Annotated in this window: 25 protein-coding genes; 16 read left to right on the top strand and 9 right to left on the bottom strand. The window is 60.9% G+C overall.

The window, feature by feature from the left end:
* Positions 1–41: 41 nt before the first annotated feature.
* The 5 genes from rplU (at position 42) to proB (ending at position 3458) form a co-directional block, all read left to right on the top strand.
* Positions 42–353, top strand: coding sequence for a 50S ribosomal protein L21 (rplU, locus tag KO538_RS25540; protein ID WP_034754730.1), 312 nt, complete (start codon positions 42–44; stop codon positions 351–353).
* Positions 354–393: 40 nt separating this feature from the next.
* A complete protein-coding gene (rpmA, locus tag KO538_RS25535) occupies positions 394–666 on the top strand; it encodes a 50S ribosomal protein L27 (RefSeq protein ID WP_010395157.1) in 273 nt (90 codons plus the stop codon).
* A gap of 113 nt (positions 667–779) precedes the next feature.
* Positions 780–1889 (top strand): GTPase ObgE, encoded by a 1110-nt coding sequence (gene obgE / locus KO538_RS25530; RefSeq protein WP_034754647.1) that lies wholly within the window; start codon positions 780–782, stop codon positions 1887–1889.
* 12 nt (positions 1890–1901) lie between these two features.
* Complete coding sequence (locus KO538_RS25525; protein ID WP_034754650.1) at positions 1902–2312, top strand: hypothetical protein; 411 nt, start codon at positions 1902–1904, stop codon at positions 2310–2312.
* 27 nt (positions 2313–2339) lie between these two features.
* Positions 2340–3458 (top strand): glutamate 5-kinase, encoded by a 1119-nt coding sequence (gene proB / locus KO538_RS25520; protein WP_046685445.1) that lies wholly within the window; start codon positions 2340–2342, stop codon positions 3456–3458.
* 118 nt (positions 3459–3576) lie between these two features.
* Here proB and nth read toward each other — a convergent pair whose 3' ends face one another.
* Both nth and rsxB read right to left on the bottom strand, forming a co-directional pair.
* Complete coding sequence (gene nth, locus KO538_RS25515) at positions 3577–4224, bottom strand: endonuclease III (RefSeq protein WP_072454273.1); 648 nt, start codon at positions 4222–4224, stop codon at positions 3577–3579.
* On the bottom strand, positions 4221–4952 hold the full coding sequence (gene rsxB / locus KO538_RS25510; RefSeq protein ID WP_219330050.1) for an electron transport complex subunit RsxB: 732 nt from the start codon (positions 4950–4952) through the stop codon (positions 4221–4223). Before rsxB ends, nth begins: the two co-directional genes overlap by 4 nt.
* Before the next feature lie 316 nt (positions 4953–5268).
* Between rsxB and KO538_RS25505 the strand changes: the two genes are divergently transcribed.
* Positions 5269–6054: an ABC transporter substrate-binding protein gene (locus KO538_RS25505; protein WP_235194277.1), complete on the top strand. Its 786-nt coding sequence runs from the start codon at positions 5269–5271 to the stop codon at positions 6052–6054.
* A gap of 85 nt (positions 6055–6139) precedes the next feature.
* On the opposite strand, the gene KO538_RS25500 is transcribed toward KO538_RS25505, so the two are convergent.
* The 4 genes from KO538_RS25500 to KO538_RS25485 form a co-directional block, all read right to left on the bottom strand.
* Positions 6140–7360 (bottom strand): polyhydroxyalkanoate depolymerase, encoded by a 1221-nt coding sequence (locus KO538_RS25500; protein WP_072454276.1) that lies wholly within the window; start codon positions 7358–7360, stop codon positions 6140–6142.
* A gap of 276 nt (positions 7361–7636) precedes the next feature.
* Positions 7637–7960: a ferredoxin FdxA gene (gene fdxA / locus KO538_RS25495; protein ID WP_010395176.1), complete on the bottom strand. Its 324-nt coding sequence runs from the start codon at positions 7958–7960 to the stop codon at positions 7637–7639.
* A 341-nt stretch (positions 7961–8301) separates the two neighbouring features.
* The gene (locus KO538_RS25490) at positions 8302–8589 is read right to left on the bottom strand and encodes a protealysin inhibitor emfourin (RefSeq protein WP_034754675.1); all 288 of its coding nucleotides are present in this window, start codon (positions 8587–8589) and stop codon (positions 8302–8304) included.
* Between the two features lie 96 nt (positions 8590–8685).
* Positions 8686–10083 (bottom strand): hypothetical protein, encoded by a 1398-nt coding sequence (locus tag KO538_RS25485; RefSeq protein ID WP_219330049.1) that lies wholly within the window; start codon positions 10081–10083, stop codon positions 8686–8688.
* Positions 10084–10283: 200 nt separating this feature from the next.
* Between KO538_RS25485 and KO538_RS25480 the strand changes: the two genes are divergently transcribed.
* The 4 genes from KO538_RS25480 to proX all read left to right on the top strand — a co-directional run bounded on the left by KO538_RS25480 (position 10284) and on the right by proX (position 14555).
* Positions 10284–10568: a polyhydroxyalkanoic acid system family protein gene (locus tag KO538_RS25480; protein ID WP_070303356.1), complete on the top strand. Its 285-nt coding sequence runs from the start codon at positions 10284–10286 to the stop codon at positions 10566–10568.
* A gap of 583 nt (positions 10569–11151) precedes the next feature.
* Complete coding sequence (gene proV, locus KO538_RS25475) at positions 11152–12384, top strand: glycine betaine/L-proline ABC transporter ATP-binding protein ProV (protein WP_035828675.1); 1233 nt, start codon at positions 11152–11154, stop codon at positions 12382–12384.
* Positions 12381–13484, top strand: a complete 1104-nt coding sequence (gene proW, locus KO538_RS25470; protein WP_219330048.1) for a glycine betaine/L-proline ABC transporter permease ProW — start codon at positions 12381–12383, stop codon at positions 13482–13484. The genes proV and proW overlap by 4 nt, the downstream gene beginning before the upstream one ends.
* Positions 13485–13496: 12 nt before the next feature.
* Positions 13497–14555 carry a glycine betaine/L-proline ABC transporter substrate-binding protein ProX gene (gene proX, locus KO538_RS25465; protein WP_219330047.1) on the top strand — a complete coding sequence of 353 codons (1059 nt, stop codon included), beginning with the start codon at positions 13497–13499 and terminating at the stop codon, positions 14553–14555.
* Between the two features lie 91 nt (positions 14556–14646).
* Here proX and KO538_RS25460 read toward each other — a convergent pair whose 3' ends face one another.
* From KO538_RS25460 to KO538_RS25450, 3 genes are all read right to left on the bottom strand, one after another.
* Complete coding sequence (locus tag KO538_RS25460) at positions 14647–15117, bottom strand: GNAT family N-acetyltransferase (RefSeq protein ID WP_219330046.1); 471 nt, start codon at positions 15115–15117, stop codon at positions 14647–14649.
* A 46-nt stretch (positions 15118–15163) separates the two neighbouring features.
* Complete coding sequence (locus tag KO538_RS25455; RefSeq protein WP_034760268.1) at positions 15164–15418, bottom strand: acyl-CoA-binding protein; 255 nt, start codon at positions 15416–15418, stop codon at positions 15164–15166.
* Between the two features lie 199 nt (positions 15419–15617).
* Positions 15618–15974 (bottom strand): FKBP-type peptidyl-prolyl cis-trans isomerase, encoded by a 357-nt coding sequence (locus tag KO538_RS25450; protein WP_034760263.1) that lies wholly within the window; start codon positions 15972–15974, stop codon positions 15618–15620.
* A 197-nt stretch (positions 15975–16171) separates the two neighbouring features.
* Here KO538_RS25450 and KO538_RS25445 point away from each other — a divergent pair, with 197 nt between their 5' ends.
* From KO538_RS25445 to KO538_RS25420, 6 genes are all read left to right on the top strand, one after another.
* Positions 16172–17143 (top strand): beta-propeller fold lactonase family protein, encoded by a 972-nt coding sequence (locus KO538_RS25445; RefSeq protein ID WP_034760259.1) that lies wholly within the window; start codon positions 16172–16174, stop codon positions 17141–17143.
* Positions 17144–17157: 14 nt separating this feature from the next.
* The gene (locus KO538_RS25440) at positions 17158–17997 is read left to right on the top strand and encodes a polysaccharide deacetylase family protein (RefSeq protein ID WP_219330098.1); all 840 of its coding nucleotides are present in this window, start codon (positions 17158–17160) and stop codon (positions 17995–17997) included.
* A complete protein-coding gene (locus KO538_RS25435) occupies positions 17994–19034 on the top strand; it encodes a sterol desaturase family protein (RefSeq protein ID WP_374106886.1) in 1041 nt (346 codons plus the stop codon). The genes KO538_RS25440 and KO538_RS25435 overlap by 4 nt, the downstream gene beginning before the upstream one ends.
* Entirely contained in the window at positions 19034–19861 is an 828-nt protein-coding gene (locus tag KO538_RS25430) for an EI24 domain-containing protein (protein ID WP_219330045.1), read from the top strand. Before KO538_RS25435 ends, KO538_RS25430 begins: the two co-directional genes overlap by 1 nt.
* 31 nt (positions 19862–19892) lie before the next feature.
* Positions 19893–20678, top strand: coding sequence for a molybdopterin-binding protein (locus KO538_RS25425; protein WP_219330044.1), 786 nt, complete (start codon positions 19893–19895; stop codon positions 20676–20678).
* Between the two features lie 364 nt (positions 20679–21042).
* Positions 21043–24171, top strand: a complete 3129-nt coding sequence (locus KO538_RS25420; RefSeq protein WP_219330043.1) for a transglycosylase domain-containing protein — start codon at positions 21043–21045, stop codon at positions 24169–24171.
* Positions 24172–24327 lie beyond the last annotated feature (156 nt).

Genomic DNA, 24327 nt, shown 5'->3' with positions numbered 1-24327 from the left:
AATGGGACAAATTCTTTCAACATTTGATGAGGTTTCAAATCATGTACGCGGTCATAAAAACCGGTGGCAAACAATACAAAGTTGTCGCTGGCGAAAAACTTAAAGTAGAACAGATACCGGCAGACATTGGTTCCGAAATCACCATCGATCAAGTTCTCGCAGTAGGCGCGGGCGACAGCATCAAGTTTGGTGCTCCATTGGTCGAAGGTGCAACGGTACTGGTTACGGTTGTGGCGCATGGTCGCCATGATAAGGTCAAAATTTTCAAGATGCGTCGTCGTAAGCACTACCAAAAGCATCAAGGCCATCGCCAGAATTTTACCGAAATCCAAATCGTTTCGATCAACGGCTAATCGCCGCTGTTTGAATTAATCAGCTATCAAGGAGTCTTAAATGGCACATAAAAAAGGCGGCGGCACAACGCGAAACGGCCGTGATTCAGAATCAAAACGTCTGGGCGTTAAAGTCTACGGCGGCCAAGCTATCAATGCTGGCGGCATCATCATTCGTCAACGCGGCACCCCAGTGCGCGCCGGCGAAGGCGTAGGCATGGGCAAGGATCACACGTTGTTCGCGCTGATCGCGGGCAAAGTGAAGTTCGTTGTCAAAGGTGCTGGCTCGAAGCAATTCGTGACCGTTGTACCTAACGCAGCAGTACCAGCGTAATTCATCGCGGAGCGCCAGTTCGCTCCGCAATGATCGCATGATGTAAGGCGCAAGCCTTCAATCGAAAGGCTCTGCCCAAGGTAGAGCCTTTTTAGTTTTATGGCGGCAAAATTATGAAGTTTATCGACGAAGCAAAAATCGAAGTCATCGCGGGCGATGGCGGCAACGGCTGCGCCTCTTTCTGCCGTGAAAAATTCCGGCCTTTCGGCGGTCCCGATGGCGGCGATGGCGGCAAGGGCGGCACCATTTGGGCAGTCGCCGACCGCAATATCAACACGCTCGTCGATTTCCGCTTCTCCAAAATGCACAAGGCTCGCAATGGCGAGCCTGGCCGTGGCGCAGATTGCTATGGCAAGGGCGCCGATGACATCCACCTGCGCATGCCGGTCGGCACCTTGATCATCGACAACGCGAGCGGCGAAATCCTGGCTGACCTGACCGAGCACGGCCAGACCGAAATGCTGGCCAAGGGCGGCGAAGGCGGCTGGGGCAATATCCACTTCAAGTCCTCGACCAACCGCGCACCACGCCAAAAAGGCGAGGGCAAGGAAGGCGAACGCCGCGAACTGCGCCTGGAATTGAAAGTGCTGGCTGACGTTGGTCTGCTGGGCATGCCGAACGCCGGCAAGTCGACCTTCATTTCGGCCGTCTCGAACGCGCGTCCGAAAATTGCCGATTACCCATTTACCACTCTGCACCCGAACCTGGGCGTGGTGCGCGTGTCGCACGAGAAGAGCTTTGTGATCGCCGATATTCCCGGCTTGATCGAAGGCGCTTCCGAAGGCGCGGGCCTGGGCCATCAATTCCTGCGTCACTTGCAGCGCACGGGTCTGCTGTTGCACATCGTCGACCTGGCGCCGTTTGAAACCAACGTCGATCCTGTCAAGGAAGCCAAGGCGCTGGTCAAGGAATTGAAGAAGTACGACGAGTCGCTGGTCGACAAGCCGCGCTGGCTGGTGTTGAACAAGCTCGACATGGTGCCGGAAGAAGAGCGCAAGAAGATCGTCAAGGACTTCCTCAAGCGTTTCGCCTGGAAGGGTCCCGTCTTCGAGATCTCCGCGCTGAACCACCAAGGTTGCCCGGAACTGGTGAATGCGATTTACCAGCATCTGGAAGAGAAGAAACACAGCGAAAGCCGTGCCGAAGAAACGCAGATGACCGAAGAAGCACGCGGTATCTCGTCGATCGACCCGGATGATCCGCGTTTCAAGATCCTCGACTAAGGCTTTATCCTGATGTCGGTACAAACGGTCGCTGCCGCGTCCGCGCGCAAGCAAGCGTGGCAGCGCCGTGTATTGCATCTGATCGCGTATGCTTACGGGCTGAGCGCGGTCGCCTGTCTGCTGTTCGCCGATGCAATGGCGGCCGGCATGGGCATCTTCCTCAATGGCGTCAATGGCTACAGCCAGTTCTACGCTACGCATGTCGGTGTCTGGGGCGCTACCGCGCTCCTGGCGCTGTTCGCGGCACGGCAGGGCGAACCGCCTGTCCTCGGCGATATCACTGCAATGTTGGTCCTGGCGCAGCCCGCCGGCCGTCTGTTCGCGGCCATCAGCTTCGGCTTGCCCCAGGGTTTTGTGTTGTTCATGTGCGCAATGGAGCTGACGGCGGGGCTGGCCTTGCTGCTGCTGCGTCCTGCGCGCTGACGTCTATTAAGTGAAGAGCGCCGCCCCATGGATTCCGTGATTCAAAAAGCTACCCGCATCATCATCAAAGTCGGCTCCTCGCTGGTCACCAACGATGGCCGCGGGCTCGACCATGCCGCCATCGCGCGCTGGGCCGCGCAGATTTCCGGCTTGCGCGCCCTGGGCAAGGAAGTCGTGCTCGTGAGCTCCGGCGCGATCGCCGAAGGCATGCTGCGCCTCGGTTTCGAGCAGCGCCCCACCGATATCCACGAATTGCAGGCGTGCGCCGCCGTCGGCCAGATGGGCCTGGCGCAAATCTATGAAAGCAGCTTCCGCGCCCACAGCCTCGGCACGGCGCAAGTGCTGCTTACGCACGCCGACCTGGCCGACCGCGAACGCTACCTCAATGCCCGCTCCACCCTGACGACCTTGCTGCGCCTGGGCGTGGTGCCGATCATCAATGAAAACGACACCGTCGTCACCGATGAAATCAAGTTCGGCGACAACGACACCCTGGGCGCTCTGGTCGCCAACCTGATCGAAGCCGATGCGCTCGTCATCCTGACCGACCAGCACGGCTTGTTCTCGGCGGACCCGCGCAAGGACCCGAACGCCTACCTGATCACGCAAGGCATCGCCGGCGACCCGGCCCTGGAAGCGATGGCCGGCGGCGCCGGCAGCAGCCTGGGGCGTGGCGGCATGCTGACGAAAATCCTCGCCGCCAAGCGTGCCGCCAAGTCCGGCGCGCACACGATCATCGCTTGGGGCCGCGACAGCGACGTGCTCAGCCGCCTGGCTCAGGGCGAAGCGATCGGCACGGAGCTGCGGGCGCAAACGGGGCAATTGACGGCGCGCAAGCAGTGGATGGCCGATCATCTGCATACGGCTGGCGCCGTCGTGCTGGACGCGGGCGCCGTGCAAAAGCTGCGTCAGGAAGGCAAATCATTGTTGCCGATCGGCGTGACGGGCGTGAACGGCGAGTTCGGCCGCGGCGCCGTCATCACCTGCGTCGACGCGGACGGCGTGCCCGTGGCGCGCGGCCTGTCGAACTACACGAGCGGCGAAGCGCGCCGCATCATGCGCAAGCCGTCCACCGAGATCGAGGCGATACTCGGCTACATGGAAGGCCATGAGCTGATTCACCGCGACAATATGGTCTTGCTGTAGGTCGGATTAGCGTAGCGTAATCCGACAACATTGTTGCCGCGTCCTGTCGGATTACGCGCTGCGCGCTAATCCGACCTACGACGCAACGACAGCGGCCCATTCGGGCCGTTTTTTTTGACTACACCACGGCCGGCATCGGCGACTTGTCCTTGTAGTCGCACAGGTCGGCGATCATGCAGTTCCAGCATTGCGGCTTGCGCGCCGTGCATGTGTAGCGGCCGTGCAGGATGAGCCAATGGTGGGCGTCGTGCAGAAATTCTTTCGGTACAAACTTCAATAACTTTTGCTCGACGATATCGACATTCTTGCCCGGCGCGATGCCGGTGCGGTTCGAGACGCGGAAGATGTGCGTGTCGACGGCCATCGTCGGTTCGCCAAACGCCGTGTTCATGACCACATTGGCCGTCTTGCGGCCCACGCCGGGCAAGGCTTCCAGCGAGGTGCGGTCGCGCGGCACTTCGCCGCCGTGCTGCTCGAGCAGGATCTGGCAGGTGGCGATGACGTTCTTCGCCTTGGTGCGGAACAGGCCGATGGTGCGGATGTAGCTGGCCAGCTCGTCGACGCCCAGCGCCAGTATCTTGGCCGGCGTATTGGCGACCGGATACAGCAAACGGGTCGCCTTGTTGACGGACACGTCCGTTGCTTGCGCCGACAGCAGCACGGCGATCAGCAGCTCGAACGGCGTCGTGTATTCGAGCTCCGTTTTCGGGGATGGATTGGCGGCGCGGAAGCGCGTAAAGATTTCCAGGCGTTTGGCGGCGTTCATGCGTCTTTTTTCGGCGTGTTGGGGGCTGGCGGGGCGGTATCCGTGCTGGCGGCAGCGGCCTTGGCGCGCGCGCGCTCCATGGCGGCGGCGATGATGGCGCGTTTGCGCTCCTTTTCTGCCTGTTCATCTGGCGTGACGGGCACTTCCAGTGTCACTTCCTGCATCTTGGCGACGGCCTTGGCGGCCAGGCGCGCGTCGTTGGCCTCGGCTTCGCGGCGCAGGCGCTGCGTGCGGAAATCGTGGCGCGCGCGCGCGTCATCGGCCTCTGCCTGGCTCCAGGCATCCCAGCCCGTGGCGTCGCCGCTGACCGGGTACATGACGATGCAGTCGACGGGGCAGGGCGCCACGCACAGGTCGCAGCCCGTGCACAGGCTGGTGACCACCGTATGCATCTGCTTGGCGGCGCCGACGATGGCGTCCACGGGACAGGCCTGGATGCACAGGGTACAGCCGATACACAGCGATTCGTCGATATAGGCGACAGATCGCGGACGTTCGAGGCCGTTGACGGGATTGAGCGGGATGACTTTTTTGCCCAGCAAACCGGCCAGGCGCGCGATGCCTTGCGCGCCGCCCGGTGGGCACTGGTTGATGTCGGCGCTGCCGGCGGCTATCGCTTCCGCATACGGGCGGCAGCCGTTGTACCCGCATTTGGTGCATTGCGTTTGCGGCAGCAAGTCTTCGATCTGGTCGGCAAGTGAGGGAGAGGCGGGATGCGGCACGGTCATCTTCGATACGGTAAAACGCCATTATCGGCCATCCGGGGCGCGCACAAGTAAAAACCTGTTTCGCAAGAGGGGATAAGGTGTGTCATGGCGGGCTGTTGCAGGCGCGCCGCAATCGTATTTTATTTCCCTTGGGAATGTCAAAGTGCAAATAAACAACTTTGCAATTTCTTTTTTTTGTGGGAGCATGATTTTATCAAGTTAGTTATCAAAAGCCGACCGCCAGTCCTGTTGCCGCGCCTGCATTGCAATGCGCGCCAGGCCATAGGAGCCAAACATGCGTTTCCTCCGGACAGTTGGTTTGCCCTTCTGTTTGCTCATGCACTCTACACTTGCCCTTGCGTACGGGCAGGCGGCCTCGCCCATGGCGGCGCCGGGCGCTGCCAGCTCGCGCATCGTCCGCTTCGCGGCGGAAGACTGGCCGCCCTTCATTACCCGCAGCCTGCCTGCCGACGGCATGTCGGGCGCCATGGTCAGCGCCGTCTTCGAGCGCCTCGGCTATGCAGTCAAGTATGAATATTTCCCCTGGAAGCGCGCCATGCAGTTCGGCCTGGCCAGCCCCCGCTACGCCGGGCTGCTGGCCGTCTGGCGCACGCCGGAACGGGAAAAGCTCTGCCACTTTTCTGTGCCGGTTGGCAATACGCAGGGCGTGCTGGCCTATTTGAAGGAAGATGGCGTGCCCGGCGCCACCCTGGCCGATCTGGGCAAGCTGCGCATCGGCACCGTGGCCGGCTATGCGAATGGGGAACAATTCGATGGCATGGTGGCGCGCGGCGAACTGAAGACGGAAGAGGGCTTGAACGACGCGACGAATCTGAAGAAGCTGTTGATCAAGCGTTACCGCGTGATCGTCATCGAGCGCCATGTCCTGCAGCACTTGCTGATGGGACGCAACTTCAGCAAGGCCGAACGGGAACGCATCGCCATCATCGATACCGTCTTCAAGGAGCGCCCCGTCTACGTGTGCTTCCAGCGCGATGCCGAAGGTGCTGCGCGGCAAAAGCGCTTCAACGAGGCGGCGCGCGATATCGACACGGCCCGGCTGGAACGCGATTACTGGAAGCGGCTCGACCAGAGCCTGGCCACGGCCCCATCCTCCCCTTGACGTGTGGCGCCGCTGTTGTACGTGCCTAAAAGAAAACGCCACGCCAGTGTGAACTGGCGTGGCGTTTTGATGGAGATGCCGTGTATCAGCCGTGTTTCTGAATGAATTCGCCGATTTTCGGGCAAATGATTTCGCGCCAGCGGCGGCCCGAGAAGATGCCGTAGTGGCCGCATTTCGGCGCCACGAAATCTTGCTGCATCTCGGCAGGGATGCCGGAACACAGGTCATGCGCCGCTTGCGTCTGGCCGGCGCCGGAAATGTCGTCCAGTTCGCCTTCTACCGTGAACAGCGCCACGTTCGTGATGTCTTGCGGACGCACCAGCTGGCCGCCCACTTTCCACGTGCCCATCGGCAGGCTGAATTCCTGGAATACGGTTTTAATCGTTTCCAGGTAGTACTCGGCCGGCATGTCCAGCACGGCGTTGTACTCGTTGTAGAACTGGCGATGGCCTTCCGCCGGCTCGTCGTCGCCCGTCACCAGGTGCATATAGAACTCGCGGTGGCTTTGCGCGTGGCGGCCCGGGTTCATGGCGATGAAACCGGCGTGCTGCAGGAAACCCGGATACACCTTGCGGCCAAAGCCCGGATAGTTCGGCGGCACCGCGTAGATCACGGTGTTTTCAAACCACGAGAATTTCTTTTCCGTCGCCAGGTTGTTGACTTGCGTGGGCGAGCGGCGCGGGTCGATCGGGCCGCCCATCATCGTCATGGTTTTCGGCATGTGCGGATCTTTTGCCGTCGCCATCAGCGAGATGGCGGCCAGCACGGGCACGGTCGGTTGACAGACGGAAATCACGTGCAAGTCAGGCGCCAGCAGGCGGATGAATTCCTGCACATAATAAATGTAGTCGTCCAGGTGGAACGGGCCTTCCGTCAGCGGTACCATGCGCGCGTCCGTCCAGTCGGTGATGTAGACATCGTGCTCGGCCAGCAAGCCGCGCACGGTGTCGCGCAGCAGGGTCGAGTGGTGACCGGACAGGGGGGCAACCAGCAAAACTTTGGGCTGTTGCAAGCCAGTGGTTTCTTTTTTGAAGTGAATCAGGCGGCAAAACGGTTTTGTCACGACAACGTGTTCGCGGATGTCGACGCTTTCGCCTTGGACGAGAACGGATTGGATGTCGAATTGCGGTTTTTCGTAGTCTTTGCCAAGGCGGTACATCAGCTCGTAGCCGGCTGCGATGCGTTGCGAAAACGGGGTGTGGGCCAGTGGAGAAACCGGGTTGGTAAATAACTTGGAGGACATGTCTGCCCATTGCATCACCGGAGTGAGGAAAGAGCGTTGCAGTTCGTGCAGTTGGTAAAGCATATAGAGTCCTTGTTTGATTCCAAGCGCCAATATCGGCTCAAATATCATAATCCAATTTTACGATATTTGTTGAGGACAAAATGTGCTTTACCGCGCATAGATCCACAGTTTGCGCATAGTTGTGACAGCGCGCCACACTTGCATGGATAGACCTGCAACCATGCTTTAAAAGCAAAAAAAGCAGCGTTTCCGCTGCTTTTTGTCTGTTTTTTTGCCGCTACGCCCCTGCGGGGAAGAGCCTCCCCCGCAAGAATCGCCGCCGCAGCTGCCGTGCGCTTAGCGCACCAGCATGTCGAGCTTGTCCTTGACGTCCTTGTATTGCTCGGCTTCCGGCAAGGCAGCCTTCGTCTTGGTGATCGACGGCCAGTTACGCGCCAGATCGACGTTGATCTTGATGAAGGCTTGCTGGTCGCCCGGCACGTCTTCTTCCGCGAAAATCGCGTTCACCGGGCACTCTGCCACGCAGACGGCGCAGTCAATACATTCGTCCGGATCGATTGCCAGGAAGTTTGGGCCTTCCCGGAAACAATCTACCGGGCAGACATCGACGCAGTCGGTATAGCGACAGGCGATGCAGGATTCGGTGACAACGTGGGTCATAACAGTCCTATCAATTTGGGGGAGGTGCTGTAGCGCCTGCAGGAATCTCGGCGGCGCGTACTAAAGCAAAGCATTGTATTTTAAGGCAATTCGCTATTTCTCACAAATCCCGCTTATATACAATACATATAAGCAAATTCATTTTTTGGCAGTGGCGTTGCCACACAGAGCGGGCAATTCAGCGACTATCCGGGACGTTGCGATGAAGAACGCGGCAAGAAAGCGACAGTCGCCCGATGCGGCAGGGTGCAGGCCGGGCGGCGCGCTGGCTTGCCGTGTGGTGTTTTTGTTTTACCCAAATCAAGATCGGTAAAAATAAGTGCCAAATCGTGCCGAAACTATCAGGCGCTGGCGCGTATTTGCGTCAGCAATTGCTGCCAACGTGCATTTTCAGCACTGCCATCCTCGGCAAACGTGATGGTGCGCCGCGCGTTGGGCGCGTCGACGGTGATCTGCCAGTGGGGAATATCGGCGCCCACCTGTTCGCCCGCCGCCTGCGCGTGCGTGAAAAAGCCGCTGCTGGCCAGTGCCGCTTCCAGCCCGGGGCCAGCCGGATGGGCTTGCGTATCGATCTCATATTGTTCACTCAGGCCGGCAAAGCCGCCGCTGCTGCGGGCTGAAATTTTCATGCTGCTCCTTGCTGTTGGGGTGGTGGTGGGACGCGCCACGGCCTGCCGCTGTTCCGGCAGGCCTGGATAGGGCGCGCTGGTGCGCTGCAGTGCTGTCTATTTGGGGCCGTAACTGCGGCACCAGGCGGCCAGGGCTTCACGCTCCGCTTCGAGCAATTGATCCGACTCGCTGTATTCCGCATGGTTCATGGTACCGCAGCAGGCGCGCCTGTCTTGCACGGCGTCGTCTTCGTCGACGACAGCGGGGGCAAATGTCATCTGCCCATCCTCCGTCATGGCATTGGCCTTGAGCACTTCGCGCACGGTAAAGCTGTTGCGGATGAAGTCCAGGTAGGCGCTGTTGCCATCGGTCTCGGCGATCGTCAGCATGTGGCCGGCCACGTCGGCGTAGGTGGCGGCCTGGTCGGGCGATGCCACGAGGGCGCGCAGGACCAGGCTGCGCAGGTAGTCGCCGCAGCGGTGCAGCACGGCCGCGTCGTCTTCCAGCTGTGGCTGGCGTTCGTGGGCAAAGATGTCGGCCAGGATGTCGTAGATGGCGCCCGTAAACACTTGCGAGATGGCGTGCACTTCCGTGCCTGCCTCCGACAACTTGATGTCGTTGTCGGCATTGCGCAAGCCGTTCGGCCGGCCCAGGGCCAGGCCGAACTGCTCGGCCAGATCAGCCAGAAACGTCTTGTCGTGCAAGTCGGATTTCGTTTGCGCGATGACCGCTTCCACCTGGTCCAGCTGCGACAGGGCCAGGAAGATGGCCGTCAGGTCGCCGAACGATTCGTGCAAGCCGCCCGTCTGCGGCGGGTTGTTGCTGAGCAGCCAGTTGGGCTTGAGGCCATCGAGCACGGCGTGCCCCGTTTCATGCGAGACGATGTCGAGCGAGCGGCAGGTGTAGACGCGCTCGGTGGCGCCGCTGGGGATGAAATCGCCGAACTTGAGCGCCTTGTCGCTGCGGCTGTAATAGGCATTCATGACATTGGGCAAGCCGTGCGGGAACACGCGCAGCGGTGCCGTGTTGCTGGCGCTATTCCATTGCCAGGGCAGGGGCGGCGCCGTGTCGTTGCTGGCCAGCGCGCGCTGGTACATGGTCAATGTCATGCGCACGATGGCAAACGTGTGCACGGCGTCGAATTGGTCGGTGTTGGGCGAAACGATGAAGTCGCCGAAGGCATTCGGACTGACCTGCGCGATGCCCGGTTCGCCGAACGTGACGCGCGCGTCGCGCGGGCCTTGCAGGATCAGACCGGGCAGGAAGGTCTTGCGCGTGCCCAGTTCGCTGACGGACGGGTCCTGCTTCCAGATCAGCACGCGCGAACCGACGGGCACGGCGGCCGCGTTGCGCACCGTGGCCTCGGTCAGGCGGGGCGGCCCCGGCTGCAGGGTCAGTTGCGCATTCTTGCGGTGCTGGCGGTACGGCGCCGAGGGGGTGGGGACATAGCCGACAGGCAGGGACACGCATTTGGTCAGTACGGCTTCGACCGGCACGATGACTTTCTGGTCCATGGTAGCTCTCCAAGACACGCGCAGCTGGAACTGGAATAGTCGTCCCGCTTCGGCGTATCCGGTTTGATACGGCGCAAGCGATGCGCGGGAAGGACGGGCTTTTTTAGCCGTCCGGCGCCAGCTTCGGCCGCGCCCGCCGCATGGCGGCTGGTATGATGCTGGCCGTATGGCACCCGTTTTTATAATAAAAGGATCGTTTGATGGCGGATATAAATATAGTTCAGCAACATAAGCTGACGGCAGCAAAGGCGCGCGAAGCGGCGCAGCAAGTGGCCGACAAGCTGGCCCAGGAATATGATTTGGCGTGCGCCTGGGATGGCGATGTGCTGCGCTTCGAGCGCAGCGGCGTTGATGGTTCGCTGACCCTGGAAAAAGAGCAGGCGCAACTGCAAATCAAGCTGGGCTTCATGCTCAGCGCCTTTGCTTCCACTATCGAAGGCAAGATTGCCGAGAAGATGCGCAAGGTGTTTGCCGAGCCAGCTTGATGGCGTTTGCCCCGCTTGTCTCGCGCCAAGTTTGGTGGTAAAAATGGCGCTGCGGCGGAAGGCGAAAAGACGACGAAAACACGTCGCTTTTCGCCTTTTTTACGCCTGACTGTACGCTAGCGAACATTGCTAGCACATTTCTATTTGGAAAGCCATTGGACTTTGGCGGCTTTTTGCGTTATACTTGAGTCATATTTACAACAGCTACACCGCGTTTCACCTTCTGCTTCGCAGTACTCTCCACTCGCTCAGTGGTGAATAATTCTTCGGGTTTTACACCCGCATCCAGTTAAAAGTAGCTTGGTCGATTTTTTTTCGGTCAAATACATTTGGTGCCATGTATTTGCATGGCGCTAGCGTTGTTAAAAGTCCTGAACCACAGCCTCTTTTAGCACGCACACGGCACCCCGGCACCGGCTTTGGCCATCCGCTGGTCACACGCGTGTCACCCCCTGTTTCCTGTCGCTCCCGTGCGCTTTTGCGCCGTGGCGTAGCCGACGCAACAGGGTTTGTTGATTCCCGCCGCAAGCTAGCAGGCTTGCAGGGTTTCATTCCATTCGTCAAATCGAGGGAGAACCACATCGTGGCAAAACAAATCATTATCGACCATGTGTTCAAAGTGTTCGGCGACAAGCCAGAAGAAGCACTTGAACTCGTTCATCAAGGCGCCAGCAAGCAGGACATCCTGGCCAAGACCGATTGCACCATCGGCGTTTTCGACGCCACCTTTACCATTGAAGCGGGCGAGATCTTCGTCATCATGGGCCTGTCCGGTTCGGGCAAGTCGACCCTGGTGCGCATGCTGAACCGTTTGATCGAGCCGACGGCCGGCCGCATCCTGATCGACGGCAATGACATCAATACCTTGCCGGACGCCCAGCTGCGCGCCCTGCGCCGCAAGGACATCAGCATGGTGTTCCAGTCGTTCGCGCTGCTGCCGCAAATTACCGTGCTCGACAACACTGCCTTCGGCATGGAACTGGCCGGCATGCCCAAGGCCGAGCGCCATGCGCTGGCCCAGCAAGCGCTGGAGCAAGTGGGCCTGGACGGCTACGGCGCCAGCTACCCCGATGAATTGTCGGGCGGCATGCAGCAGCGCGTGGGCCTGGCCCGTGCGCTGGCTTGCGATCCATCGATTTTGCTGATGGATGAAGCGTTTTCCGCGCTCGATCCGATCATCCGTACGGAAATGCAGTCGGAACTGCTGCGTTTGCAGCAAATCAAGCGCCGCACCATCGTCTTCATTTCGCATGACCTCGACGAAGCCATGCGCATCGGCGACCGCGTCGCCATCATGAAAGACGGCCACGTGGTGCAAGTGGGCACGCCGGAAGAAATCCTGCGCAAACCGGCCAACGATTACGTGCGCAACTTCGTGCGCGGCGTCGATGCGGCGGCCGTGTTCAAGGCCAGCGATATCGCCCGCAAGAGCCAGATCGTCGTGTCCGAGTCGCCGAGCCGCGGTTCGCGCGCCGCGCTGTCGATGCTGGAAGAGCAGGATCGCGCGTTTGCGTATGTCGTCAATCCGCAGCGCAAGTTCCTCGGCGTCGTGTCGGCCGATTCGCTGCGCAGTGCGCTCGACGGCCATGTCGGCCCGCTGGGCCTGGCGCATGCGTATCTGCCCGACGTGCAGACCATCAATGCAGATGAGCCAGTCGCCGGCCTGTTCGGCCAGGTGGCGCAACTGCCTTACGCCGTCCCAGTGGTGGCCGATGACGGCAGCTTCCGCGGCGCCATCAGCAAGACAACCTTGCTGAAGTTCCTCGACCGCGATACGCCAGCCATTGCCGAACAACAACAGAAAGGACAAGCATGAATCCAAGCACCGTTTCCACAGTAGAAGCTGTTGTTGAACAGCCTGCAACCCAAATCAATCCCTGGGCGCTGACGCCGCCGGGCGATACGTCCTGGCTGGATGCGGCCGGACCGGCCGTGCAGCCGGAACACGCGGCCTCCGGTTTTCACCTGACACAGATCTTCGACGGCTCGCTGCCGCTGGAAAGCTGGATCAACCAAGGCCTGGGCTGGGTCGTCGCGCATTTCCGTCCTTTCTTCCAGGCCGTGCGCGCGCCGATCGACAGCGTGCTGTCCGGCGTGGAAGGCGTGCTCCTGGCGGCCCCGTCGCTGACGGTCATCGCCATCATCGGCTTGCTGGCGTGGCAATTTACCAGCCGCACCTTGGCCATCGGCACCGTGCTGGCGCTGCTGGTCGTATCGATGCTGGGCATTTGGCCGGAAGCCATGACGACCTTGTCGCTGGTATTGACGTCGCTGGCGTTCTGTCTGGCCATCGGTTTGCCGCTCGGTATTTTCCTGGCCAGCAGCGACCGCGCGCAGAATATCCTGCGTCCCTTGCTCGATGCCATGCAGACGACGCCCGCCTTCGTCTACCTGGTGCCGGTGGTGATGCTGTTTGGTATCGGTAATGCGCCAGGCGTGATCGTGACGATCATCTTTGCCCTGCCGCCGCTCGTACGTTTGACCAATCTCGGTATCCGCCAGGTGCGTCCCGACCTGATCGAAGCGGCCCGCGCGTATGGCGCCTCGCCGTGGCAGTTGCTGACCCGCGTGCAGTTCCCGCTGGCCATGCCGTCCATCATGGCGGGTATCAACCAGTCGCTGATGCTGTCGCTGTCGATGGTCGTGATCGCCTCGATGATCGCCGTCGGTGGCCTGGGCCAGATGGTATTGCGCGGCATCGGCCGCCTGGACATGGGCCTGGCAACCGTCGGTGGTCTCGGTATCGTGCTGCTGGCCATCACCCTGGACCGCTTGACGCAAGCGATGGGCCAGCCACGCCGTGGCGTGCGCCACTGGTACCAGACGGGTCCCGCCGGTTTCGTGCTGCGCCTGGTGCGCGGCAACACGGAGAAAAATAATGTTGCACAGCAAGCTACGCTGGCCAACGCACAATAAGAAAGGATTTACATGCATCAAATCGCACATTTCAAAGAGACGCAAAAATCGCAACGCAAGTTCCAGCTGTTTTCCGCCCTGGCGATCGCCGCCATGGCCCTGACCACGAGCCTGGCCATGGCGCAGACGCCGGCCGCGCCCGCCGATGCGCTGCCCGGCAAGGGCATCAAGGTGCAGGCGCTGCAAAGCTCGATCGCGGAAGAAACCTTCCAGACCATGCTGGTCGACAAGGCGCTGGAAAAGCTTGGCTACGAAGTGCAGCCGATCAAGGAAGTGGAGTATCCGACCGCGCATATCGCCATTGCCAACGGCGACGCCACCTTCATGGCCGTGCACTGGGACCCGATGCACAAGGATTTCTATAACAATGCGGGCGGCGACGCCAAGCTGTTGCGCACGGGCCAATACGCCGGTCCTGCCGCGCAAGGTTATCTGATCGACAAGGCGACGGCCGAAAAGTACAACATCACGAATATCGACCAGTTGCGCGACCCGAACCTGGCCAAGCTGTTCGATCACGACGGCGATGGCAAGGCCGACTTGACGGGCTGCAACCCCGGCTGGGGCTGCGAAGCGCTGATCGAGAATCACATGGATGCGTATAAATTGCGCGAGACGGTGACGCACGTGCAGGGCAGCTATGCGGCCCTGATCGCCGACACCCTGGGCCGCTACAAACGCGGCGAGCCGATTTTGTACTACACGTGGACGCCGTACTGGGTCAGCGGCGTGCTGGTGCCTGGCAAGGACGTGGTCTGGCTGAAAGTGCCATTCTCGGCCAATCCGGAGAAAGTGAACACGCGTCTGGACAATGGCAGCGACTACGGCTTTGCCGTCAACACGGCGCGCATCGTGTCCAACAAGGCCTGGGCCGAGAAAAACCCGGCAGCAGCCAAGCTGTTCGAAGTGATGCAGCTGCCCGTTGCCGACATCAATGCGCAGAACGAGCGCATGCGCCGCGGCGAAAACACGCAAGCCGATATCGCGCGCCATACGGCTGGCTGGATCAAGTTCCACCAGCAAAAGTTTGACGGCTGGATCGCGCAAGCGCTGGCGGCGGCGAAAAAGTAAGTTCTAGCGCCGTTTCACCATGAAAAAGTGGCTACCATTTTGGTAGCCACTTTTGCGTTAACGGCCTGTTTTGGTGGTTTTTGGTGAGTTTTTAGCCGTTTTCGGCCAGTTTCAGGTGCAAAATGGGGAAAGGCTTGCCGAACGGGTCGCGTTCGGAGCGGCTTTCCCCGATAAAGCCCTGGTGGAGGTAAAAGCCATGCGCTTGCGTGTTGTGTTCGTTGACATCGACGGCCGTGGCGCCCAAGGCCGCGATGGCGTGCCGCACGAGCGCGCGGCCGGCGCCGCTGCCGCGCTGGTCGGGATGTACGAACAGCATCTCGATCTTGGCGTGCTCGACGCACAGGAAGGCATAGGCGACGCCGTCATCGGCGCGCAGCACGTGCAGCAGGCGTTCGGCCGTCACTCTGGCCAGCTCTTCGCGGACGAAGGGTATCAGGAAGGCGATATCGCTATCGGCAAGGAAATCGTGGGTGGCGCGTACGGACAGGTGCCAGACGTCGAACAAGCGGGGCAGGTCGGCGGCATGGGCCAGGGAAACCAGGGAATTCGGTGATGGTGTCATGCAGAAATTATACTGCCCCGGCAGGCGCCGGGGCAGGGAGGGACGATCAGTCCTTCAAGTCTTCGATCAGGTCGATGTATTGTTGCTGCGCATCTTCCTTCGAGGTGCCGGCCAGGGCCGCCCAGGCGTCGAACTTGGCACGGTTGACGAAGTCGGTCATGCCAGGACGCTCGCCCGTGGCGTCGCCGCTCGACGCTTGCTTGAACAAGGCGTAGATTTTCAACAAGGTCATATTGTCCGGACGCTCGGACAGGGTCTTGGAATCGAGCTGCGCTTGTTCGAATTGCTCTTGTAAACTCATGATGGCTCCTGTGTGCTGATGGAATCGCTGGAAAAGTGCGGCAGGCCCGGCGGAGTGGCCACCGTGCGTGCTGCAGTGCCTGACATCATAGTGAAAAAAGCGCGCCGTGCATTAGAGGACACCCTCAAAACAAAAACGCCGCCGCTGAGTGATCAGTGGCGGCGTCTGGCACGGTCCTTGGAACGCAGCCTTCAGCTTCTTATACGCCCAGCAGTTCGACGTCGAAAATCAGGGTGGCGTTCGGTGGAATCACGCCGCCGGCGCCGCGTGCGCCATAGCCCAGTGCCGCAGGGATGATCAGCTGGCGCTTGCCGCCCACTTTCATGCCTTGCACGCCTTCGTCCCAGCCCTGGATGACGCGGCCTGCGCCCAGCGGGAATTCGAATGGATCGTTGCGGTCCTTGCTCGAGTCAAATTTCGAACCGGCGCTGCCGTCGTCGTTTTGCAGCCAGCCCGTGTAATGCACGACAACATTGTTGCCGGCTTGCGCTTCAGCGCCTTCGCCAACGACGGTATCGATGTATTGCAGGCCGGAAGCGGTAGTGGTGGTGGTCATGATAATCCTTGTGTAGGCGATGAAAGCTTCAGATTGTAGAGCAATGAGTTGCAAAGCGCCATTCCAGGCCCGGCGCAAGCGAAAACCGGAAATTACGCCGATGTGTGGCTGCCGGTTGTATTTAAGGGGGGATTTCACACAATAAATACAGTGTTCCACGTAAAATGCATGTTTTGTATTTAACAGTGATTTCTTCCATGTTCCGCAGTCTACGCCGCCTTGTTTTTTCCTCGCTGTGCCTGGTTTCCGCAATATCGACGGCGCAAGCCGAAGTGGTGGTGGTGCTCAATTCCCGTGATGCTACGGTGCAACTGCTGGACCAGAAAACCTATGCTCCCCTGTCTACCTTTGCCGTCGGCAAGGAACCGCACCATTTGATGGAGACGCCGGACGGCAAGTCGCTGATCGTCGCCAGTTCCGTCGGCAACGAGCTGATTTTCCTCGATCCTGTCTCGGGCCAGATCCAGCGCCGCATCAGCAACATCCTCGATCCTTACCAGATCGGCTTTTCGCCAGACCAGAAATGGTTCATTTCGAATTCGCTGCGCCTGGACCGCATCGACCTGTACCGCTACGACGGCAAGAACCTGACCCTGGCCAAGCGCATCCCGCTGCCGAAGCTGCCCAGCCACATGGCGTTCACGGCCGACAGCACCATGGCCTTCATCACGCAGCAGGGCAGCAACCAGGTCAGCGCCATCGACCTGGCCACGCAAACCGTCAAATGGACCATGCCTGTCGGCCCCGCGCCGGCCGGTATCACGATGACGCCCGATGGCAAGCATTTGCTCGTCGGCATCATGGGCAGCGATTACGTGGAAGTGATCGACTGGCGCACGCAAAAGACCGTCAAGCGCATCAAGGCGGGCGCCGGCACGCATAATTTCCGTGCGCTCGGCGACAACCGCATGACGTTCGTCTCGAACCGCGTATCGAACACCATCAACATCATCGACCAGCAAACCCTGGAAAACGTGGGCACCATCAATGTGCCGGGCGGTCCGGACTGCATGGAAATCACGCCCGATGGCAAGACGATGTGGGTGACCCTGCGCTGGATCAAGAAAGTGGCCGTGATCGACCTGACCACGCGCAAGGTCATCAAGACCATACCGGTAGGCCGCTCGCCCCATGGCGTGTATTTCGCCACCCACTCGCCGCGCATGTGATGGCGGGTGTGATGATGAAACACCTGATTCCTGCGGGCCGCGTGTTCGCCATGCTGCTGTGCGCCAGCGCCATGCTGTCCCCCGCGCATGCCGCCGCACCTGCACCAGCAGCACCGGCCCCAGCCGCATCTTCTGCCCCGGCCGCCTGCAAGGGCACGATCTATATGACATTCGACACAGGCAGCCAGTCGCAAGCGCAACTGATCGCTGACGTGCTGAACAAACGTCATGTAAAGGCAACCTTCTTCCTGGCCAATGAAAAGACCACGCGCGGCGATTATTCGCTCGATGCCTCGTGGGCGCCGTACTGGAAAGCCCGGGTCGCCGAAGGCCATGCGTTCGGCACGCATACGTTTGACCACGTGTATTGGAAGAAGGATCTGGCCAACGGCTTGATTCAGGTCAAGCCCCAGTTCGGCAAGGACGGCGGCAAACTGGCGTCGTTTAGCGATAAACAGTTCTGCGAGGAATTGCGCCGTGTCGATACGCGCTTCCAGGAACTGACCGGCCACAAGCTCGACCCATTCTGGCGCGCGCCGGGCGGCTACACGTCGCCGCGTACCCTGGCGGCCGGCAGCGCTTGCGGCTACCAGCACGCGGGCTGGGCGCCGGCGGGGTATTCCGGCGATGAGTTGCCCAGCGATAAGTATCCGAACGCCATGCTGCTGAAAAAAGCGCTGGCGAACTTGCGCAGCGGCGACATTTTCATTTCGCACATGGGCATCTGGTCGCGCAAGGATGCGTGGGCACCGGCCAACCTCGATGCTTTGATTTCCGGCCTGCAAGACAAGGGTTTCTGCTTTGCCACCCTGCGCGAGCATCCTGCCTATGCGCAGAAGAAGGGCCAGCCATGATGGCCGCCGACATCCTCGGCTTCGTCACGCCCGTTATCGATGCGGTGGTCGACGCCTTTGGCGTGGCGCAAGGCTGGCTGTTCCAGACGGTGGTCAATCCCCTCGTCTATCACCTGGGCTTTGGCGAATTCACGGAAGAAGCGTTCGAAGGCACGGAGTGGCTGCTGATCGGCCTGTGCGAACTGGTGCTGCTGTTTCTCGTGCTGCGCCCGCTCGAAGCCCTGATTCCCGCGCAAAAGATCACCGACCCGCGCGCCCGCTGGAACGATTTCATCTACACCGTGCTGCACCGGATCGGCCTGTTTTCTGTCGTCGTCTTCTTCACGCTCGATCCGCTGATGGATGCGCTGGCGGGCGCCTTGCGTTTCGATGATATTCATCCATTCAACCTGGAATCGCTGTTGCCCGGCATCAGTCCCTTGCTCAGTTTTATCATTTATTTTGTGATACTGGACTTCGTCGACTATTGCTACCACCGGGCCTCGCACCATTTCGGCTGGTGGTGGGGCTTGCACAGCCTGCATCACAGCCAGCAAAACATGAACTTGTGGAGCGATGACCGCAACCACTTGCTCGATGACTTCATGCGCGACGTGGTGATGGCCCTGGTGGCGCTCGGCATCGGCGTGCCGCCGGGCCAGTACGTGCTGCTGGTGTCGGTTTCGCGCATTCTGCAAAGCTTGCAGCATGCGAATGTGAGGATACACTTCGGCCGCATCGGCGAGCGGCTGTTGATTTCGCCCCGTTTCCACCGCACGCACCATGCGATCGGCGTGGGGCACGAGTCGAAAGGCAAGGACAGCATGGGCGGTTGCAACTTCGGCGTGGTCTTGCCGATTTGGGATATGCTGCTGGGCACCGCGAATTTCTCGGCCGGCTATGCGCGCACTGGCGTGCGCGACCAGCTGGCCCGTATCGACAGCAAGGGCATGGGCCGGCCGGGACGCGACTATGGCCGCAGCTTCTGGCGGCAGCAATGGCTGGGCCTGCGCCGCATGGTGGAATTTGCAAGAATCAAACGAAAAGGACGCCGTTGATGCGTAATGTGTTGAATTCGTATGGCCGCGCCTTGCTGTCGCAATTACACGGCAGGATATTGTTGCTGAGCGTGGCGCCGTTCATCCTCTCGCTGGTGCTGTGGGGAGGCCTGCTGTATGTGGGCCTGCAGCCGCTGATCGACAGCCTGCATGCGCTGTTTACGCAATACGATTTCTTCCGCACCAGCGGGCAGGTGCTGTCCACCTTCGGCCTGGGCATGCTGAAAGCCGTGATCGTGCCGCTGATCGCCATGTTCATGCTGCTGCCGCTGATGATCTTGACGGCGCTGATCTTCATGGGCCTGTTCGCCATGCCGGCCATCGGCCGCCATGTGGGCGGGCGGCACTTTCCGCAACTGGACAAGAAGCATGGCGGCAGCCTGCTTGGCAGCGTCGCCACTTCGCTGGCCACGTTCTTGCTGTTCATCATCGCCTGGGTCATCATGCTGCCCCTGTACGCGTTTCCGCCGGCCGCGCTGGTGGGGCAAGCCGTGCTGTGGGGCTGGCTGACCTACCGCGTGATGGCATATGACGCCATGGCCGATTACGCCAGCGCGGAAGAGCGCCACGCCATCATGCGCACGCAGCGCTGGCCCCTGCTGGCCATCGGCATGGTATCGGGCGCGGCCGGCGCCGTGCCTGGCATGCTGTGGATGGGTGGCGTGATGTCGGTGGTGTTCTTCCCCTTCCTGGCGGCGTTCGCCATCTGGCTGTATGTGCTGATCTTTATCTTTACGGGTCTGTGGTTCCAGTATTACTGCCTGGAAGCACTGTCGCGTTTGCGGGGCGTACGCGGCATGACCGACGTGGCGCCGGCGGACGCCTGACCATTCTTATCGAATTCTACGAGGGAGCTTCATGGCTATCGGATTGATCATCATTGGCGACGAAATCCTGTCGGGCAAGCGCACGGACCAGCATTTCCCGAAAGTGGTAAGCATGCTCAAGGCGCGGGGCTTGCAGCTGAGCTGGGCGGAATACGTGGGCGACGAACCGGCCCGCCTGGTGGCCTTGCTCAAGCGCAGCTTTGCCAGCGGCGACATCGTCTTCAGCTTTGGCGGCATCGGCGCCACGCCGGACGACCATACGCGCCAGGCGGCGGCCGATGCGCTGGGTTTGCCGCTGGTGCTGCATCCGCAGGGCAAGCTCAATATCCAGCAACGGATCACGGAAATGGGTGAAGAGGCGGGCGTGCCGGCCGATTTGAACTCGCCGGAAAACCTGCACCGCCTGAAAATGGCGGAATTTGTCGAAGGCGCCGAGCTGATTCCGAATCCGTACAACAAGATTGCGGGCTTTGCCGTGCGCGAGCATTATTTCGTGCCCGGCTTTCCCGTCATGTCCTGGCCCATGATCGAATGGGTGCTCGACACGCATTATGCGCACCTGTTCAACCAGGTGCCGCATGCGGAACACGCCTTGCTCGTGTACGAAACGGCCGAATCGCTGCTCACGCCGCTGATGGTGCGCCTGGAAGCGGAGTTCCCGCTGATCAAGGTGTTCAGCCTGCCCAGCGTGGGCGATGCGCAGACGCGCCGGCATATCGAACTGGGTGTCAAGGGCGAGCCCGCGCAGGCCGAGGCCGCCTTTGCGCAGATGTGCGCCGCGCTCGATACCTTGCGGGCGGAATACACCACCATCTGAGATGCGGCCAGCCCGGCGCCGGCGGCTTTTTCGCTGGCGCTCAGCCCGCTTTGCATCTATGTACGCAAGCGTACATTCCAAGACGTTGTTTTTTTGCGAAAATCTTCAATGAAGCAAGATTTTTGTGTGCGCTCGTCAGTCGTTTTCATGCCGATGTGGTGGAATGGTGAACAGGGGCCTTGCGTGTCAAACGCGGGGTCGCCTGCCTGTGCAGTAGCGTGTTTTTTTGATTCACCGGTATGGACATCATGTTAAGCAAGCTTTGTTGTGACCGGCCCTGGCTGGCCCTCGTCTTATCCCGCGCGGAGCGGTATCGCTACCGCATTTCCCGCGCCGTCCAAACCCAACCTTACCCCAGCATCCCATGAAAGACACAGGCGTCAATCTGGCCGCGCACGAGCGGCCCCCTTCTGATCCACTCCCCGACACGGGCGCCGAGGCGCCGCCGCCGGCGAGTCCTCCGAAGAAGCGCCGTTCGCGCATCTGGCCCATCTTTGCCATCATCGTGCTGGCGCTGATCGCCGGCGTGGCATGGTTCGTCATGCGCGAAGTGCGCACCTCGGCCCTGCAGGCGGAATTTTTCACGCGCCTGGACCGCCAGCTGGCGTTCAAGGTCGAGCCTGGCCCCGCACCGGCGGGCGCCATCCGCTATCCGCAGCACGGTCCGTATGACGAGCGGCTCGGCTATGCCAGCCTGCCGGACTTCATCACCAAGCTCAACGCGCGCGACTATGCCGTCACGGCGCAGGCGCGCATGTCGCCGAAAATGGTGCAACTGGTCGACCGGGGCATCTTTGCCACGTATCACGAGAAAAACCGCGCGGGACTGAGCATCCTCGATTGCCGCGCCGCGCCTCTGTTCGCGGCCAGCTATCCCGAGCGCATGTTTGACGGCTTTGCCGAAGCGCCGCCCGCGCTCGTGCAAAGCCTGCTCTTCATCGAAAACCGCGAATTGCTCGACCCGGGCACACCCGAGCGCAATCCGGCTGTGGAATGGGACCGCCTGAGCAAGGCTGTCCTCGACAAGGCGCTGAACCTGTTCGGCGGCCACCGCAGTGGCGGCGGCAGCACCCTGGCCACGCAGATTGAAAAATACCGGCATTCGGAAGATGGCCGCACCAGTTCCATGCAGGACAAGCTGCTGCAGATGATTTCGGCCAGCCTGCGCTCGTACCAGGATGGCGAAAACACCATGGAAGCGCGGCGCAAGATCGTCGTCAATTACCTGAACACCGTGCCGCTGTCGGCAAAGAGCGGTTTTGGCGAAGTCAACGGCATCGGCGACGGCATGTGGGTCTGGTATGGCCGTCCATTTGCCGAAGTGAAAACTTTGCTCAAAGGTAAGATGGACCAGCCGGGCAGCGCGCTGGCCTACAAGCAGGCGCTGAGTTTGCTGATCGCGCAGCGCCGTCCTTCGCATTACTTGGTGGCCGGCGGTGCCGACCTGGAAGAATTGACCAACAGCCATCTGCGTCTGCTGGCGCAAGCGGGCGTGATTTCGCCGCAGCTGCGCGATGCGGCCATCGCCGAGAAGCTGCGTCCGTCGACGGCCTCGGGCGTGCAATCGGAAGCGTCGACCTCGTTTGTCACGCGCAAGGCCTCGAATGCCGTGCGCAACCATCTGGCCAGCATGCTCGGTGATCCGCGCCTGTACAACCTCGACCGCCTCGACCTGAAAGTGGTCAGCACGCTCGACGCGCAGGCGCAAAACGCCGTCACCAAGGTCTTGCGCGAGCTGCGCGACCCCGAAGTGGCGAAAGCAGCCGGCCTGACGGGCAAGGGCATGCTAGGCAATGGCGACCCGGCCAATGTGGTCTACAGCTTTACCTTGCTGCAAAAGGGCGACCAGGCCAACTTGCTGCGCGTGCAGACCGATAACTACGACCAGCCGCTCGACATCAACGAGGGCGCCAAGCTGGACCTCGGTTCCACGGCCAAGCTGCGCACCCTGGTCACGTATATGGACATCATCGACCAGCTGCACCAGCGCTACAGCGGCATGGGCGCCGCCGAGCTGGGCAAGATTGCCGTCGATCCGAAGGACATGCTGTCGCAGTGGGCGATTGCCTATCTGAAACCGTTGGCGCTCGGCGAGGCGCGCAACTTGCCCGCCATGCTGGCGGCCGCCATGGAGCGCAAATATTCGGGCAACCCGGGCGAAGGCTTCTTCACGGGCGGCGGCTTGCACCATTTCGGCAACTTCTCCAAGCTCGACGACAGCCGCATCATGACGGTGCAGCAGGCGCTGCGCCAGTCGACCAACCTGGTGTTCGTGCGCCTGATGCGCGACGTGGCCCGCTACTACATGTTTTCGCGCCCCGACTCCTCGGCCTCGCTGCTGGCGGACGCCGACGATCCGCGCCGGGCCCAGTACCTGAGCCGTTTTGCCGACAAGGAAGGGCGCGAGTTCCTGCACCGCTTCTACCAGAAGTACCGTGGCAAGAGCATCGACGAGCAGGAAAAAATCCTGCTGGCCAGCATCCGCCCGACACCAGTGCGCCTGGCCAATATCTTCCGCACCGTCAATCCGAAGGGGACTGTCGCGGAATTCGGCGATTTCCTCAACGCCAACCTGACGTCGCAAAACGAAGTGCCGCCCGAGCGCGTGGCCAAGATGTACCAGCAGTACGCGATGGAAAACTGGTCGCTGGCCGACCGCGGCTACCTGGCCAATGTGCATCCGCTGGAACTGTGGATGGTGGCGTACCTGCGCCAGCACGAAGGCTCGACACTGTCGCAGATGGTGGCGGCCAGCGAGAAGGAACGCCAGGAAGTGTATAAATGGCTGTTCAATACGCACCGCAAGCATGCGCAGGACCGCCGCATCGCCAACTTGCTGGAAGTGGAAGGTTTCCTGGAAATCCACCGCCAGTGGAAGAAGATGGGCTATCCGTTCGATTCGCTCGTGCCGTCGTATGCGACGACCCTGGGCGCGTCGGCCGACCGTCCCGCCGCGCTGGCCGAGCTGATGGGCATCATCATCAACGACGGTGTGCGCAAACCGAGCGTGCGCATCGATTCCATGCATTTCGCCGCCAACACGCCGTACGACACGATGGTCAAGCGGGGCAGCAAGGTGGAAGCGGAGCAAGTGTTGTCACCGGACGTGGCACGCGCCGTCGCCAAGGCCATCCGCGAAGTGGTGTCGGACGGCACGGCGAAACGGGCGAAGACGGCGTTTGTCGGCGCCGACGGCGTGCCGATCCCCATGGGCGGCAAGACGGGTACGGGCGACCAGCGCTTCGACGTGTATGGGGCCGGTGGCCGCCTGATCGAATCGCGCTACGTGAATCGTTCCGCCACGTTCGTGTTCAATATCGGCGAGCGCTTCTACGGCAGCATGACGGCGTACGTGCGCGGACCGGAATCGAAGAACTACGATTTCACGAGCGCCTTGCCCGTGCAACTGCTGGTGTCGCTGGCGCCAAGCCTGATGCCGTTGATCGAAGCGCCTGCGCCGGCCGAAGGCGTGGCGAAACAGTGCACGAATTAGCCGCTGGCAGGTAGTTGTAGCAAAACGCCGGCGTTCGCGCCGGCGTTTTTTTTGGCTCTGTCATCGGCAAATAGGGGAAATGCCGGAATCTTCCCTTGCTTGTGTTGTCTGACTCTGCATACTCACCACGCAGGGAGCAGATCATGCAGCCAGCCG

The organism is Janthinobacterium sp. NKUCC08_JDC (assembly GCF_019345575.1).
Taxonomy (GTDB): Bacteria; Pseudomonadota; Gammaproteobacteria; order Burkholderiales; family Burkholderiaceae_D; genus Janthinobacterium; species Janthinobacterium aestuarii.
This window is presented reverse-complemented; position numbering and strand designations above follow the sequence as displayed.